The sequence below is a fragment of the Streptomyces sp. NBC_00252 genome (assembly GCF_036187565.1).
Lineage (GTDB): Bacteria > Actinomycetota > Actinomycetes > Streptomycetales > Streptomycetaceae > Streptomyces.
In genome coordinates this window covers 9,334,318-9,349,407 of sequence record NZ_CP108087.1, presented here as the reverse complement: position 1 = coordinate 9,349,407, position 15,090 = coordinate 9,334,318, and the positions used below count along the sequence as shown (strand labels likewise).

At 71.4% G+C, this 15,090-nt stretch carries 13 protein-coding genes; 3 read left to right on the top strand and 10 right to left on the bottom strand.

From position 1 onward, the window contains the following. Window positions 1-18 precede the first annotated feature (18 nt). The gene (locus tag OHT77_RS41630) at window positions 19-630 is read right to left on the bottom strand and encodes a LysE/ArgO family amino acid transporter (protein ID WP_328833550.1); all 612 of its coding nucleotides are present in this window, start codon (window positions 628-630) and stop codon (window positions 19-21) included. Between the two features lie 69 nt (window positions 631-699). On the opposite strand from OHT77_RS41630, the gene OHT77_RS41625 reads away from it, so the two are divergent. Continuing rightward, on the top strand, window positions 700-1,617 hold the full coding sequence (locus tag OHT77_RS41625) for a LysR family transcriptional regulator ArgP (RefSeq protein WP_328834486.1): 918 nt from the start codon (window positions 700-702) through the stop codon (window positions 1,615-1,617). Between the two features lie 206 nt (window positions 1,618-1,823). On the opposite strand, the gene OHT77_RS41620 is transcribed toward OHT77_RS41625, so the two are convergent. Continuing rightward, window positions 1,824-2,531: a TetR/AcrR family transcriptional regulator gene (locus OHT77_RS41620; RefSeq protein ID WP_328833549.1), complete on the bottom strand. Its 708-nt coding sequence runs from the start codon at window positions 2,529-2,531 to the stop codon at window positions 1,824-1,826. 114 nt (window positions 2,532-2,645) lie between these two features. Here OHT77_RS41620 and OHT77_RS41615 point away from each other — a divergent pair, with 114 nt between their 5' ends. Beyond that, window positions 2,646-3,866 (top strand): saccharopine dehydrogenase family protein, encoded by a 1,221-nt coding sequence (locus OHT77_RS41615; RefSeq protein WP_328833548.1) that lies wholly within the window; start codon window positions 2,646-2,648, stop codon window positions 3,864-3,866. 42 nt (window positions 3,867-3,908) lie between these two features. Here OHT77_RS41615 and OHT77_RS41610 read toward each other — a convergent pair whose 3' ends face one another. The 6 genes from OHT77_RS41610 to OHT77_RS41585 all read right to left on the bottom strand — a co-directional run bounded on the left by OHT77_RS41610 (window position 3,909) and on the right by OHT77_RS41585 (window position 12,149). After that, complete coding sequence (locus OHT77_RS41610) at window positions 3,909-5,735, bottom strand: sensor histidine kinase (RefSeq protein ID WP_328833547.1); 1,827 nt, start codon at window positions 5,733-5,735, stop codon at window positions 3,909-3,911. Then, the gene (locus OHT77_RS41605; protein ID WP_328833546.1) at window positions 5,732-6,430 is read right to left on the bottom strand and encodes a response regulator transcription factor; all 699 of its coding nucleotides are present in this window, start codon (window positions 6,428-6,430) and stop codon (window positions 5,732-5,734) included. The genes OHT77_RS41610 and OHT77_RS41605 overlap by 4 nt, the downstream gene beginning before the upstream one ends. 18 nt (window positions 6,431-6,448) lie before the next feature. Beyond that, window positions 6,449-7,201, bottom strand: a complete 753-nt coding sequence (locus OHT77_RS41600; RefSeq protein ID WP_328833535.1) for a L,D-transpeptidase family protein — start codon at window positions 7,199-7,201, stop codon at window positions 6,449-6,451. Window positions 7,202-7,242: 41 nt separating this feature from the next. Beyond that, window positions 7,243-8,667, bottom strand: coding sequence for a M1 family metallopeptidase (locus OHT77_RS41595; protein ID WP_328833534.1), 1,425 nt, complete (start codon window positions 8,665-8,667; stop codon window positions 7,243-7,245). A 163-nt stretch (window positions 8,668-8,830) separates the two neighbouring features. Further along, complete coding sequence (locus OHT77_RS41590) at window positions 8,831-10,537, bottom strand: MFS transporter (RefSeq protein WP_328833533.1); 1,707 nt, start codon at window positions 10,535-10,537, stop codon at window positions 8,831-8,833. 289 nt (window positions 10,538-10,826) lie between these two features. Beyond that, entirely contained in the window at window positions 10,827-12,149 is a 1,323-nt protein-coding gene (locus tag OHT77_RS41585; RefSeq protein WP_328833532.1) for a DEAD/DEAH box helicase, read from the bottom strand. Window positions 12,150-12,358: 209 nt separating this feature from the next. Here OHT77_RS41585 and OHT77_RS41580 point away from each other — a divergent pair, with 209 nt between their 5' ends. Continuing rightward, window positions 12,359-12,709, top strand: a complete 351-nt coding sequence (locus OHT77_RS41580; RefSeq protein WP_328833531.1) for a DUF488 domain-containing protein — start codon at window positions 12,359-12,361, stop codon at window positions 12,707-12,709. 45 nt (window positions 12,710-12,754) lie between these two features. Here the strand turns inward: OHT77_RS41580 and OHT77_RS41575 are convergent, their stop codons facing one another. Next, complete coding sequence (locus OHT77_RS41575; RefSeq protein ID WP_328833530.1) at window positions 12,755-14,428, bottom strand: FAD-binding dehydrogenase; 1,674 nt, start codon at window positions 14,426-14,428, stop codon at window positions 12,755-12,757. A 29-nt stretch (window positions 14,429-14,457) separates the two neighbouring features. Next, window positions 14,458-15,084 carry a TetR/AcrR family transcriptional regulator gene (locus OHT77_RS41570; protein WP_328833529.1) on the bottom strand — a complete coding sequence of 209 codons (627 nt, stop codon included), beginning with the start codon at window positions 15,082-15,084 and terminating at the stop codon, window positions 14,458-14,460. Between the last annotated feature and the right edge of the window lie 6 nt (window positions 15,085-15,090).

Below are 15,090 nucleotides of genomic sequence, written 5' to 3'. Positions count from 1 at the left end.
GCTGCCGAATCCGCCATCTCACGCTCCGGCGGCGAGCGTTGCGCCGAGACCGATCATCGTCGCGGCGACCAGGCCGTCCAGGACCCGCCAGGCCGAGGGCTTGGCGAGGTAGCGGCTCAGCAGGCGGGCGCCGAAGCCGAGGGCGGTGAACCAGCACACGCTGGCGCAGACCGCGCCGAGGCCGAAGGTCCAGCGCAGCGGGCCTCGGCTCGCGGCGATCGAGCCGAGCAGGAACACGGTGTCCAGGTAGACGTGCGGGTTGAGCCAGGTCATCGCCAGGCAGGTGAGGACGGCCCGGCGGCGCGAGCCGGTCGCCTCGCCCTCGGCGTGCAGGGCGGCGGGGCGGAACACGCGGCGGGCGGCGAGGACGCCGTAGACGAGCAGGAAGGCGCCGCCGATCAGGCCGACCGCCCGCAGTGCGCCCGGCCAGGCGACCACGACCGCGCCGACACCGCCGACGCCGAGGGCGATGAGGAGCGCGTCGGACAGGGCGCAGATGCCGACCACGGCGAGGACCGCGTCGCGGCGGATGCCCTGGCGGAGGACGAAGGCGTTCTGGGCGCCGATGGCGACGATGAGCGAGAGGCCGGTGCCGAAGCCCGCGGCGGCGGCGGAGAGTGCGTTGGTCACGCCCTCGACGCTAAGGACGACCGGGTCAGGAGTACAGCTAATGATTCTTACATAACATTAGCGTTCGTGATGGTTTCCGAACTGCCCCTGGACCAGGTACGGACGCTGCTCGCGGTGGTGGACGAGGGCACGTTCGACGCGGCGGCGTCCGCGCTGCATGTGACTCCGTCGGCGGTCAGTCAGCGGGTGAAGGCGCTGGAGCAGCGGACGGGCCGGGTGCTGTTGCTGCGCACCAAGCCGGTGCGGACGACCGAGTCCGGCGAGGTGGTCGTACGGTTCGCCCGTCAGCTGGCGCGGCTGGAGCGGGATGCGCGCGCGGAGCTGGGGATGAGCGGGGCGGGTGAGGCGACCCGGGTGTCGATCGCGGTGAACGCGGACTCCCTGGCGACCTGGTTCCTGGGGGCGCTCACCCAGGTTCCGCGTGAGCTGCGGGTCGGCTTCGAGCTCCGCCGGGAGGACGAGGACCATACGGCGGCGCTGTTGCGGGAGGGGCTGGTGATGGCGGCGGTCACCTCGTCGCCGGACGCCGTGCCGGGGTGTTCGGTGCGGGCGTTGGGGCGGATGCGGTATCTGCCGGTCGCGAACCCGGAGTTCAGGGACGCGTATCTCGGGGGTCCGTTGCGGGAGGCGCTGGTCGAGGCGCCGGTGGTCACGTTTGACCGGCTCGACGACTTTCAGGACACGTTTGTGCAGCGGCTGGGGCGGGGGCAGGGAGGTGGTGGGGCGGGTGCGGTTCGGCATCTTGTGCCTACCTCGGAGGGGTTTCTCGAGGCGGTGGCTGCGGGGTTGGGGTGGGGGATGGTGCCGGAGATGCAGGCAGCTCCGCTGATTCGTGCGGGGAGGCTCGTGAATTTTGCGCCTTCTCGGGTGGTGGAGGTGCCGTTGTTCTGGCAGCAGTGGAGGTTGGATTCGCCTGCGTTGGCCGCGGTGGCGGGGGCGGTGTTGGGGGTGGCGGGGGAGGTTTTGCGTGCGGCGCCGTCGCCGTAGGGGTGGGGGGTGTTGTTGTTCGTCTGCGGCTGCGTTGTGGCTGGTCGCGCAGTTCCCCGCGCCCCTTAGGGCGTTCCAGCGTCGTGGGTCGACTCGTGCGGGATGCGCCACGGGCCGATACGGCGCCATTGTGGCTGGTCGCGGCCACGCGGCGGAGCCGGATATCGGCACAGGCCCGCACTCCTGCAGGGTGCTTCCCGGGCTGCTCATGGCCTGACTGTCTTCAGTTGGGCTGCTGCGCTGTCCAGGAGCATTTCCAGGGCCGTTGGGTATGCGCTGTGGGGCATGCGGGCTGCCAGGAGGCGGGCCGCCTCTGCGATGCGGGGGTGGGTGGTGTGGGGGAGGTGGGCGTAGGTCGAGTGCCACATGGACTCGTCGGCGTGCAGGGCGGCGCTCGGTAGGGCCAGGGATGCTGCGTCCAGGGCGGCGAAGGCCAGGGTCTGGTCGATGAAGGCGTGGTAGATGCGGACGGTGTCCGGGAGGGGGAAGCCGGCCCTGCGGAGGATGTCCAACACGGCCTCGTCCGCGGCCAGTTCGTTGGGACGGCCGGTGACGCGGCTCGTGGTGAGTTGGGCGGCCTGGGGGTGGGCCACGTACGCGGCGTGGATGCGCAGGCCGATCGCGCGGAGGTCGGGGCGCCACTCCCCCGTCGGTTCCCAGCCGCGCAGTGCCTGTCCGACCAGGGCGTCGCCGATGGCCAGGGTCAGTTCGTCCATGCCTCGGAAGTAGCGGTAGAGGGTGCTGGGGTCGGCGTCCAGGGCCAGGCCCAGGCGGCGGGCGGTGAGGCCCGCGCTGCCGTGTTCGCGCAGCATCCGCAGGGCCGTGTCGACGATCAGCTGCTCGGACAGGACCGTGCCGCTCTTGGTCGGACGGCGTCGCCGCCGCTTCTCCTCGGGCACCACCGGTTTCGGCATCGCGGCCTCCCTGTCGCCTTATGCCAACGCCATTGACCTTATCCGGGCGGGCGGCGTTGTATCTGCGGCAGGGCCCGCTGACGTTCGCAGCTCGGCAGTGAAGGAGTTCTTGTCATGCGTGTACTGCTCGTGGGAGCCGGTGGGGTGGGGACCGCGGTCACCCGGATCGCGGCCCGGCGTCCGTTCTTCGACGCGATGGTGGTCGCCGACTACGACCTGTCCCGTGCGGAGGCCGCCGTCGCGGCGCTGGGGGCCGACGCCGGCCGGTTCAGTGCCGTACGGCTGGACGCGAGCGACGAGGAGGCTGTCGTGGCGGCGCTGCGTACGCACGCGTGCGATGTGCTGCTCAACGCGACCGACCCGCGCTTCGTCCTCCCCCTGTTCCACGCGGCGCGGGCCGCCGGCGCCAACTACCTCGACATGGCTATGTCGTTGTCCCGTCCGCACCCGGAGCGGCCGTACGAGGAGTGCGGGGTCAAGCTCGGGGACGCGCAGTTCGAGGACGCGGCGGAGTGGGAGAAGGCGGGTGCGCTGGCGCTCGTCGGGATGGGTGTGGAACCCGGGCTCTCGGACGTGTTCGCGCGGTACGCGGCCGATGAACTCTTCGACGAGATCGAGGAGATCGGCATCCGCGACGGGGCGAACCTCACCGTCGACGGCTACGACTTCGCGCCCTCCTTCTCCATCTGGACGACGATCGAGGAGTGCCTGAATCCTCCGGTGGTCTACGAGGCCGACCGCGGCTGGTTCACCACCGCACCGTTCAGCGAGCCCGAGGTGTTCGACTTCCCCGAGGGCATCGGGCCGGTCGAGTGCGTGAACGTGGAGCACGAGGAGGTGCTGCTCGTGCCGCGCTGGATGGACGCGCGCCGGGTCACCTTCAAGTACGGGCTCGGCAACGAGTTCATCGAGACCCTGAAGACCCTGCACCTGCTGGGACTCGACCGCACGGAGCCGGTCACCGTGCCGAGTGCATCCGGGCCAACTGCCGTGTCGCCGCGCGATGTTGTGGCCGCCTGTCTGCCCGATCCCGCGACGCTGGGCGACCGTATGCACGGCAAGACGTGTGCGGGCACGTGGGTGCGGGGCACGAAGGACGGGGCGCCGCGCGAGGTGTACCTGTACCACGTGGTCGACAACCAGTGGTCGATGGCGGAGTACGGCTCCCAGGCCGTGGTCTGGCAGACCGCCATCAACCCGGTGATCGCCCTGGAGCTGGTGGCCACGGGGGCGTGGAGCGGGGCGGGTGTGCTGGGGCCTGAGGCGTTTCCGGCCGGGCCGTTCCTGGACCTGTTGACGGAGTACGGGTCGCCGTGGGGGCTGCGGGAGCAGTGAGCGGCTCCACCTCCCTTGCTACTGCGATGACTTGAGTGGGCGTCAATCGCCCTCCGGCGCACCGGCGTTGGGCAGCCGCAGGGTGAACACCGAACCGGCGCCGGGCTCGCTCGTCGCCTCCACCGTGCCGTCGTGGGCGGCGACCAGGTCGCGGACGATGGACAGGCCCAGGCCGCTGCCTCCGGTGCGGCGGCTGCGGGACTGGTCGGCACGCCAGAAGCGTTCGAAGACGTGGGTGAGGTTCTCGGGGGCGATGCCCGAGCCGGTGTCGGTGACGGTCAGCACGACGGTGTCGGCCTCGCGCCACGCGGTCAGGGTGACGGTGCCGTCGGCCGGTGTGTGGCGCAGCGCGTTGGACACGAGGTTGCCGAGGACCTGGCGCATGCGGACCGGATCGGCCTCCAGCCAGAGGGAGTTGTCGGTCTTGCCGGTCAGGGCGACCCCGGCCGTGTCGGCGGAGACGCGGTAGGCGGCGACGACCTGGTCGACGAGGTCCTCGACGCGGACCGGTTCGCGGTGCAGGCGCAGGGTGCCGGCGTCGGCGGCGGCGAGGTCCTGGAGGTCGTCGATGACGCGCTGGAGGACCATCGCCTCCTCGTGCAGGGAGCCGAGCAGGGCCGGGTCGGGTTCGACGAAGCCGTCCCGGGTGACCTCCAGCCAGCCGCGGATGTTGGTGAGCGGGCTGCGCAGTTCATGGGCGATGTCGCTGACCATGGCCTTGCGCTGGGCCTCCATGCGTTCCCGGCGTTCGCTGAGGTCGTTGAACGCCTCGGCGAGGATGCCGGTCTCGTCGCGGGTCCTCACCGGCACCCGGACGTGCAGTTCGGGCGGCTGCTGGGCCGCCTCGGTCAGCGCGCGCAGGGGCCGGACGAGCCGGGTGGCGACGACCGCCGTCACCAGGACCGTGAGCGCGAGGACGGCCGCCGCCGCGCCGACGACCTTGGCCTTGTTCGCCGGGGAGACGTCGAAGCGGGGTGCGGTGGTGTCGCCGCCGCCGAGGAAGAGTTCGGCCACCGGGGCGACGTACGGCTCGAGTTGGGCGCGGCGGGCGGCGTCGGTGCAGGCCTGCGCCTTGCGGATGTCGCCCGCGTCGCCCAGCTTGTTGTAGGCGCCGATGGTGTAGCGGGAGCCGAGGCTCTTGTCGAAGACGTCGACCCCGAAGTACGGGACCTTGAGGCTCACGCCTCCCCGCGACAGGCAGGGCTGGGCGCTCACCATCAGGCTCTTCAGAGCCTTGCTCTCGGTGGCGGTCGGGGTGTTGAGCCTCCCGTCGGCGCATGCGTCGGGCACGGAATCGTTGGCGTCGTTGCCGTCCGCGTCGGTCAGGACGGGACGGCCGCTCGGCGTCACCGTGATGGTGGTGTCGACTCCGCTCTTCTTGAAGCACGCTTGCCGGTACTTGGCCAGCTTCTCCAGCCGGATCCGCTCCTGCCCGGTCAGCCGGTACGGTCCGACGACCCGGGGGTCCAGTCCGCTGAGCTGGGCGCCCGGCTCCGTATAGGTGTCGGTGTGCAGCGGGTCGACGTTCGCGGCGGCCCGGGGCGGCAGCGAGGTTCCGTGCGGGGCGGAGTCGGCGATGAGGGTGCGGTCGGAGGTCGTCAGGGCGATCCGGCGGCCCATCTTCACCGAGAGGGCGCGGACGGTGGGTGCGACGCCCGTCCACTCGGGGTGGGTCGCGGCGTACCCGCTGAGCTGCGCGAGGATGCGCATGTCGTCGGCGAGGTCCTGGCCCTGTTCCTCCTTGATGGCCCGGGTGGTGGTCTGCACCGCCAGCCAGGCCGTCGCCCCGACCGAGCAGAGCGCGATCAGCACGGTGGCGACGAGCAGCCGGACCAACAACCGCTTGCGCAGCGGTATCCGGGGCCTCACGCGCGGCCGCCGCGCAGCTTGTAGCCGACGCCGAACACGGTCAGCAGCCGGACCGGGCGGCGCGGGTCGGCCTCTATCTTCCGGCGCAGGTTCATGATGTGGACGTCGACGGCCCGCTCCGTGGACGCCCGGTCGAGGCCCCGGGTGTACTGGAGCAACTGCCGCCGGGAGAAGACCCGTTCGGGCTCGGCGGTCATCGCGAGGAGGATCTCGAACTCGGCCGGTGTGCAGTCCACCGGCACCCCGTCGCAGCGCACCTCGTGCCGTACCGCGTCGACGGAGAGCCCCGCCGCGCGGACGACGGTGTCCTCCTGCCGGTCCTCGACGGCCCGGCCGCTGCGCCGCAGGACCGTGCGGATGCGGGCCATCAGCTCACGCGGGCTGTACGGCTTGGTCATGTAGTCGTCGGCGCCGAGTTCGAGGCCGAGCAGGACGTCGTCCTCGGTGGAGCGAGCGGTGAGCATCAGCACGGGGATGTCGTCCTCGCCGCGCAGCACCCGGCAGACCCCGAAGCCGTCGATCACGGGCAGCATGAGGTCGAGCACCACGAGGTCGGGCCGGAGCTCCCGGGCCGCCGTGATGGCGGCGGCCCCGTCGTGGACCACGGTCGCGGTGTGCCCTTCCGTCAGCAGGGAGCGTCGTATCAGCTCGGCCTGCATCTCGTCGTCCTCGGCGACCAGCACATGTGCGCACACCTGGCGGATCCTAAGCGGTCAGTGGCCGAGGGCGGCGGCGTCACCCATGACGATCACGGGGTGCCGGGCCGGGTCCAGGGTGCGCAGGAGTTCCTTCATGTGGGGCTCGGCGATGCTGACGCAGCCGTGGGTGGGACCGCCGTGGTCGACGTGGATCCAGATGCCGCCGCCGCGCGAGGAGCCGAGGGGGCGGGTCCAGTCGAGGGGTGAAGTGCCGGGCTGCCGGTTGTAGTTGATGGCGATCACGTAGTCGAAGGACCCGGCGAGGGGTTCGCCCTCGAAGCCGGTGCCGGGCGAGACGAAGCCCGACCCGTGGTCGTACGACAGCTTGGTGCCGGGGTCCTTGAGCAGGCCGCCCGCGTCCGTGAGCGAATACACACCGATCGGTGAGCGCAGGTCTCCGGCCATGTGGTGGTCGGACCAGCCCCTGAGCGCGTTGTGCGCGGCCCAGCTGACGGTCTCCTCCCAGCCGTCGTCGGTGCGTTCGTACAGGGCGAGGGAGGAGACGGGGGAGTTCGCGCCCCGGCCGGTGACCAGGACGACCTGCTCGGTGCCCGCGGGTATGCGTCCCAGCGTCTTCGGCCCCACGCCCGGGAGTTGCCGGGCTGCCGCCTCGGCGGATATGTCCGACGACGGCGAGGGTGAGGCGGAGGACGAGGAGGCGGGAGTGGGGGCGGACGCGTGGTCCGTCGCCGCCAGCGCACCGCCGCCGCATCCCGTGAGGAGAACGGATGCGGCGACCAGTGCGACCGAGGGAAAACGAGTGATCATGAGTCGACGATGACCGACACATGTGAGGAACTCGTCAGTTCCTACGGCTGGGTCGGCTTGCCTTTCGTGTAGAGCCAGGTGTGGAAGAGGGCATCCAGTCGTGTGCCCGATTTCTGTTCCGCCAGGCTGACGAACTGCGCGGTGGTTCCGTGGCCGTGGCGGTGGGCGCCGGCCCAGGCGCGCAGGATCGAGAAGAAGGTCTTGTCCCCGACGGCCAGGCGCAGTTCGTGCAGGGCCATGGCGCCGCGGGCGTACACCGGGGTGCCGAAGATGTTCGCGCCGCTGCCGGGGTCGCCGGGCGGGTAGGCCCACAGGTCGTCGGTCACCTTGCGGGCGTACAGCGCGTCGAAGGACTGCTGGGCGGTCTTGCCGCCGTGCTGTTCGCTGTAGAGCCACTCCGCGTAGGTCGCGAAGCCCTCGTTGAGCCAGATGTCCTTCCAGGAGGTGAGGGAGACGGAGTCCCCGAACCACTGGTGGGCGTTCTCGTGCACGAGGGTGCTGAGGTCGGGCGCCGAGTCGTAGAGCGGCCGTCCCTGGGTCTCCAGGGCGTAGCCGACGTCCGGGGCGTGGTCGACGATCGACCCGGCCGAGCGGAACGGGTAGGGGCCGAACAGCTTGGTCTCCCACTCCAGGACGGCGGGCAGCTTCTTCAACACGGGCTCTGCGGCGGCGACTTCACGCGGGTCGACGGCGTTGTACACCTTGACGCCGTCGCGGGTGGTGTACTGCTCGACCTTGAACTTCCCTACCGTCGCGGTGGCGAGGTACGCGGCCATGGGTTCCGACGCGTGCCAGCGGAACGTGGTCTTCCCGTGCGCGGTCCGCCGCCCGAGGAGCACGCCGTTGGCGACGGCGGTGCGGTCCTGCGGGACGGTGATCGTGAAGTCGTACGTCGACTTGTCCTTGGGATGGCTGTTCGCCGGGAACCAGGTCATCGCGCCCTGCGGCTCGCCGGCCACGAAGGCGCCGTCGTCGGTGGCGATCCAGCCGTCGGCCGAGCCGTCGGGGTCGGTGACCTGCTGGGGGACGCCGTTGTAGGTGACGGTGACCTGGAAGCGCTGGCCCTTGCGCAGGGCGTGGCGCGGGGTGACGACGAGTTCCTGGCCGTCGCGGCGGAAGCCCGCCTTGACGTGGTCGACGGTGAGGCCGGTGATCGTGAGGCCCTTGAAGTCGAGGTCGAAGCGGGTGAGCTTCTCGGTGGCGCGGGCGGTGAGGACGGCGGTGCCGTCGAGGTGGCGGCTCGTCGGGTCGTAACGGAGCGTCAGTCCGTAGTGGGCGACGTGGTAGCCGCCGTTCCCGGAGAGCGGGAAGTACGGGTCTCCCGCGCCGGACGAGCCGATGGTCGTGGCGCCCGCGGGCGCGGCGGCCGCGAGCAGGGCCGCGACGGCGACGGGGACGGTGGCCACGACGGCGCTGCGGCGGAGCACGGCGGTGCGTCTTGTGGACTGCGGCCGGAGGTGCGTCACATGCGCTCCTACATGAGTGAGGGGGGTGATCATTCGCCTCAGAGACTAGGCCGCGGACTCCCCCGGAATCCCTCATGCCGAGGCAAAGTCCGAAGCGGACACCGACGCGCCGCGGCCCGGGCTGTCGCGCCCGGGCCGCGGCGGCGGTCGAACTGCCGGTCGGTCAGGCCTCACTCGGGGTGAGCGCGGCCAGTTCACGGTCGACGGCCTCCTGGTGGGCGGCCGCGTCCTCACGTGCCTTCTTCGGGCTCCAGCGGCCGGCCATCACGAACACGAAGGGCAGGAACAGGACTTGGCCGCCCACGCAGATCCACCACCAGGTGCGCCACTCCCCCGGGCCGTTCTTCGCGGCCTTCTGCACCTTCGGCCCGTACTCCTTGAGGACCTTGAGCTGCGGCTGTGCCTTCTGTACGACGGCCAGGTCGGCCGGTCCGACCTCCTTCACCGCCTGCGCGGCGAGGGCGGGGGGCGTGGTGGTGGGCGTGTACTTGCCGAGTTCGGCGAAGAGTTGGGGGTGGGCGTCGACGATGGCGAGGGCCGGGGCGGCCTGCTTCGTCGCGGCCGCCACCTCGGCGCCGTGCTCGACGAGCGGGGTGACGGAGGTGACGAGGACCGGGATGAAGGCCGCCGACACGGCGACCACGATCCGTACCGTCCAGCCCCAGACCGCGAGCCCGGCGGCGGTCGCGGCCGGGTTCCGCTTCTCCACGGTCTCGGTGAAGCTCGCCATCCAGGGGGCGTAGGCGACCCCGCTGAACACACCGATCGCGACGAACAGCCAGGCGAAGGTGTAGTAGCCGGTCGTGGCGTGGGTGGCCAGGGCGGCGAAGAAGCCGGTCGCGACGATGGCACCGACCGCGCCGACGATCATGAAGGGCTTGCGGACCAGCAGCCGGTCGGAGAGCAGGCCCGCCACGATCAGGGCGATCGCGTTCGCGGCCCAGTACCAGTTGGCGAGGGCGTTGGTGCGCTGCTCGCTGTAGCCGAAGGTGGTCGAGAAGTAGACGACGAAGTTGCCGACGGCCGCGTAGTAGAGGAGCAGGAAGACCGCGATCGCGAAGGCGGAGCCGAGGATGTCCAGGCGCAGCATCTGCCGCCATTCACCGCGTCGTACGGCTTCGGTGTCGAGACCCTTGGCGCGGGCCTCGACCAGGGCGCGGTCGCGCAGGCTGACCATGATCTGGTCGCGCAGGGCCGGGGCCAGCTCGCGCAGGGCGAACAGGGCGACGACGAACACGATGAGCCCGGCCGCGCCCGAGTAGCGGACCTCGTCCTCCCAGGTCGAGGAGGAGAGCGTGCTGCTGGTGACCGAGGTGACGACGAGGCTGCCGATGACCGGGCCCATGGTCCAGTAGCCCATCGCGGTGGCGCGGCCGAGCTGGGGTGAGAAGTCCCTGATGAGTGCCGGGGTGGCGACGAGGACGATGCCCTCGATGAAGCTCACGGCGGCGAACAGCACCAAGTACGTCGTCTTGTCGCCCGCGTTGGGCAGTCCGAAGAAGACCAGGAGGGCGGCCACCAGCAGGCCGTAGACCACGAGGTTCGCGCGTCCCCAGCGGTCCGCGAGTCCGGCGACCAGGGAGGCGAAGGCCCCGACCGCGTTGCCGACGACCGAGACCCACACGAAGTAGCGGTAGGTCATGTCGAAGTGCGTGATGATCGACGTCGCCACCGCGTACTGGATGTAGAGCATGTAGTAGAGCACGACGGTCGTGATCACGACGATCGCCAGGTACGACATGCGTCGCCCGGTGGCCGGGTACGCCGCGAGGTCGCGGCGGTACAGCCGGGCGAGCGAGCCGCGAGCGCCGGTGCCGGGCGCGTCGGCACCTGGGCTGCTCGTGTCGAATGATGCGGAGGCGGAGGGCATACGGCTCCCTTTGGAACGGCCGGGGACGGTGCGGACGGCGGGAGGCTGGGGGTTCCTTCCGTTCGAGCGGACGCTAGTACCGACTAGTCGGTATGACTAGATGCGTGACACGACTTCGCGGGCGGACATACGGAGGCGGCCCCTCGCGGTGTGCGAGGGGCCGCCGGTGCGGGCCGGTTCGTCCGGGATTAGGTCCGCAGGGTCTTCGCCAGGATGTCGACGACGCCGATGTGTCCGAGTAGGAGCCCGGCAGGCACCCCGGCGCCCCGCCTCCCCAACACCCGTACCGCTAGCGCCCCTTACGCACCCGCGCCGCCGCCCGGGCCTCCGCCGTCTTGCGTGCCTCGGCAGCCTTCCGGGACTCCTTCGCAGGCCGCCCCGGCCTGGTGCCCATCCCTCGGAACGGCGCGTTCCCGGTACTGGCCTTCGTCGTGGTCGGCGGTCGCTTCGCCCCGGTGATGGCCGTCAGCTGCTCCTCGCCGGAGCGCACCTGGGTGACGGTCGGGCGGATCCCGGCCTCGGACATCAGCCGGTTCACGTCGCGCCGTTGGTTCGGGGTGACCAGGGTGACCACGCGCCCGGACTCCCCGGCGCGCGCGGTACGCCCGCTGCGGTGCAGGTAGTCCTTGGCGTCGGCGGGCGGGTCGACGTTGACGACGAGGTCGAGGGCGTCGATGTGGATGCCCCGCGCGGCGACGTTGGTGGCGACCAGCACGGTGATCTCGCCGTCCTTGAACTGCCCGAGCGTGTGGGTGCGTTGGGGCTGCGACTTGCCGCTGTGCAGCGCGGCGGCCCGTACCCCGCTGGCCCGAAGGTGACGGGTGAACTGGTCGACACCGGCCTTGGTGTCCAGGAACATCAGCACCCGGCCGTCCCGGGCGGCGATCTCGGTCGCCGTCGCGTACTTGTCGGCGGCGTGGATGTTCAGCACGTGGTGGTCCATCGTCGCGACGGAGCCCGCCAGCTGGTCGACCGACGCGTGAACGGGGTCGTGCAGATGCTCCTTGACCAGCCGCTCGACGTCTCGGTCGAGCGTGGCGGAGAACAGCAGCCGCTGCCCGTCGGCGGGGACCTGCGCGAGGAGGTCCGAGACCTGCGGCAGGAATCCGAGGTCGCACATCTGGTCCGCCTCGTCCAGCACGGTGATCCGCACCTGGTCGAGGCGGCAGTCCCGGCGTGACACCAGGTCGGTCAGTCGGCCGGGCGTCGCGACGAGCACCTCGACGCCGGTCCGCAGCAGCGCCTGCTGCCGGTTGATCGACAGGCCGCCGACGACCGTCGCCAGCCGCACCCCGAGCGTCCGCGCGTAGGGTTCCAGCGCGTCGCTCACCTGCTGGGCGAGTTCCCGCGTCGGCACCAGGACCAGAGCGAGCGGCCGCTTCGCCTCGGCGCGCTTCCCCGAGATCCGCACCAGCAGCGCGAGCCCGAACGCCAGCGTCTTGCCGGAACCGGTGCGCGCCCGGCCGAGCACGTCGCGGCCCTCCAGCGCGCCGGGCAGCGTCGCCGCCTGGATCGGGAACGGCTCGGTCACCCCGAGGCCGGTCATCGTCTCGACCAGCGCGGGGGGCAGCCCCAGCTGGTCGAAGGAAACGGCCGGCGGCTTGGCGTTCATGGGGAACCTTCCTGGATCTGTTGCCCGCAACGCCGCCGGGGCCCGTACCCCTTGGTACGGGCCCCGGCGACATCGAAGCGTTCCCCCATTTTACCAGCGGAGACCGGAACCATCCGCCCCGCCCGGACCGCACCCCGCGTCGCCCCCACCCCGCGCGCCCGCCCGGACGTAGGCTCGCCGCACCACCGCCACCCGAGGGAGCCCCGCCCGTGACCGTCCGTGTGCGCCGTGTCTACGATCCGCCCGAGCAGGAGGACGGCGTCCGCGTCCTGGTCGACCGGCTGTGGCCGCGCGGCCTGTCGAAGGACGCGGCCCGCGTCGACGAGTGGCCCAAGGAACTCACCCCGTCGACCGAACTGCGCCGCTGGTACCACGCGGGCGAGGGCTCCTTCGACGAGTTCGCCACCCGGTACGAGGCCGAGCTCGCCGAGCCCGAGGCGGCCCAACTCCTGCACACCTTGCGGAACTTGGTGCGCATGGGTCCGGTGACCCTGGTGACGGCGGTCAGGTCGCCGCAGGAGAGCCACGCCTCGGTGCTGGCCCGCCTCCTGTCGTCCTGACGTGAGGAGACGGGCCGTGGCGCCGAGGAGCGAAGGCCGGCCCGGTCAGGCCGTCTGCTTGGCCGCCGCTCGTCCCGCCGCGCGCCCGGAGAAGAGGCAGCCGCCGAGGAAGGTGCCTTCGAGGGCGTTGTAGCCGTGCACTCCCCCGCCGCCGAACCCGGCGACCTCGCCCGCCGCGTACAGTCCGCCGATCGGCTTCCCGTCGGCGGCCAGCGCGCGGGAGTCGAGGTCGGTCTGGATGCCGCCGAGGGTCTTGCGGGTGAGGACGTGCAGCTTGACGCCGATCAGCGGGCCGGCCGCCGGGTCGAGGATGCGGTGCGGGGTGGCGACGCGGCCGAGGCGGTCGCCGATGTAGCGGCGGGCGTTGCGGATGCCCTGGACCTGGGAGTCCTTGCTGTAGGGGTTGGCCAGCTGGAGGTCGCGGGCCTCGATCTGGCGCCGGACGACGGCCGCGTCGAGGAGCGGCTTGTCGGTCAACTGGTTCATCTTCTCGACGAGTTGCTCCAGGTTCCCGGCGGTCACGAAGTCCGCGCCCTTGCGCAGGAAGGCGTCCACCGGGCCCGGGGCGCCCTTGCCGAGCAGCCGGTCGCGCAGCACCGCCTTCTTGTCCTTGGCGGTGATGTCGGGGTTCTGCTCGGAGCCCGAGAGGGCGAACTCCTTCTCGATGATCTTCTGGGTGAGGATGAACCAGGAGTGGTCGTGCTCCGCCAACTCCGGTGTCGTGCGCAGGTACTTGAGGGTGTTGAGGGTGTCGTAGCCCGGCAGGCACGGGTCGGGCAGGCGGCGGCCGAGGGCGTCGAACCACAGGGAGGACGGGCCGGGCAGGATGCGGATGCCGTGGCCGGGCCAGACCGGGTCCCAGTTCTGCAGGCCCTCGGTGTAGTGCCACATGCGGTCGCGGTTGACGAGCCGTACGCCCGCCTCGGCGCTGATGTCGAGCATCCGGCCGTCGACGTAGGCCGGGACGCCGGTGACCATCTCGGCGGGCGGGGTGCCGAGGCGCTCAGGCCAGTACGCGCGGACGATGTCGTGGTTGGCGCCGATGCCGCCGGTGGTGACGATCACGGCCTGGGCGGTGAGTTCGAAGGCGCCGATCGGCTCGCGGCTCGACGTGACGCCCCGGGCCGCGTTGTCCTCGGCGAGGACCGTGCCGCGGACGCCGCGTGCCTCGCCCTCCTCGACCACCAGCTCGTCGACCTGGTGGCGGTAGTAGAAGGTGAGCAGTCCGTCGCGGGCGGCCTGCTTGGCGTACTTCACGAAGGGTTCGACGACTCCGGTGCCGGTGCCCCAGGTGACGTGGAAGCGCGGGACGGAGTTGCCGTGGCCGTGGGCGCGCAGGTCGCCGCGTTCGGCCCAGCCGACGGTGGGGAGCAGTTTGATGCCGTGGCTCTCCAGCCAGGGGCGTTTCTCGCCGGCGGCGAACTCGACGTAGGCGCGTGCCCAGCGCACCGCCCAGGAGTCCTCGTCGTCGACGCGGTCGAAGCCGGCGCTGCCCTGCCAGTCGTTCCAGGCCAGGTCGAAGGAGTCCTTGATGCCGAGGCGGCGCTGTTCCGGCGAGTCGACGAGGAACAGTCCGCCGAAGGACCAGAAGGCCTGTCCGCCGAGGTTGTTGGCGTTCTCCTGGTCGACGAGGGCGACCCGGCGTCCCCGGCTGGTCAGTTCATGGGCCGCGACCAGACCGGCCAGACCGGCTCCGACGACGATGACGTCCGCATCCATGGCGACCGTTGCCCTTCTCGAGTGGGTTGTCATGCAGGGGTGTTGCCGCTGTCGGTGAGCAGCGCGGTGAGCAGCTGCCTGAGCCAGGAGCGCGCCCGTTCGGCGTCCTTGTCGAGCAGCAGTTGGGTGGTGACTCCGTCGTAGGCGGCGATCACCGCGTGGGCGGCGCCGTCGATGTCGCCCAGTACGGCGGGGAGCCGGGTGTGTCCGCGTGCGCGGGTGAGCCGCTCGGCGATCGCGCCGCGCAGCCGGGCCCGGTGGTCGAGCAGGGTCTGGGCGACGGCCGGGTCCCGGGCCGCGTGCACCAGGAAGTCGGTCTTGACCAGCAGCCAGTCCCGGTCGAGGAGCAGCACGTCGGTGACGCGGTCCACGGCCGCGGGGACGTCGAGGCCGGGCCCGTCGAGGGCGAGCGCGCCGGCCACCTGGTCGGCGATCAGCTCGGCCCGGTCCCGGTAGAGGGCGAAGAACAGCTCGTCCAGGCTGCCGAAGTTCGAGTAGAACGCGCCCCGGCTGTAACCGGCGGCCTCGCAGACCTCCTCGATGGAGACCCGCCCGAACCCCTTCGCGGCGAACACGGCGAACGCGGCGTCGAGCAGATTGGCCCGCGTGCGGACCCGCCGCCTGGTCACACGCTTGGCCGCCGTCTCCGCCACCATGCCCGG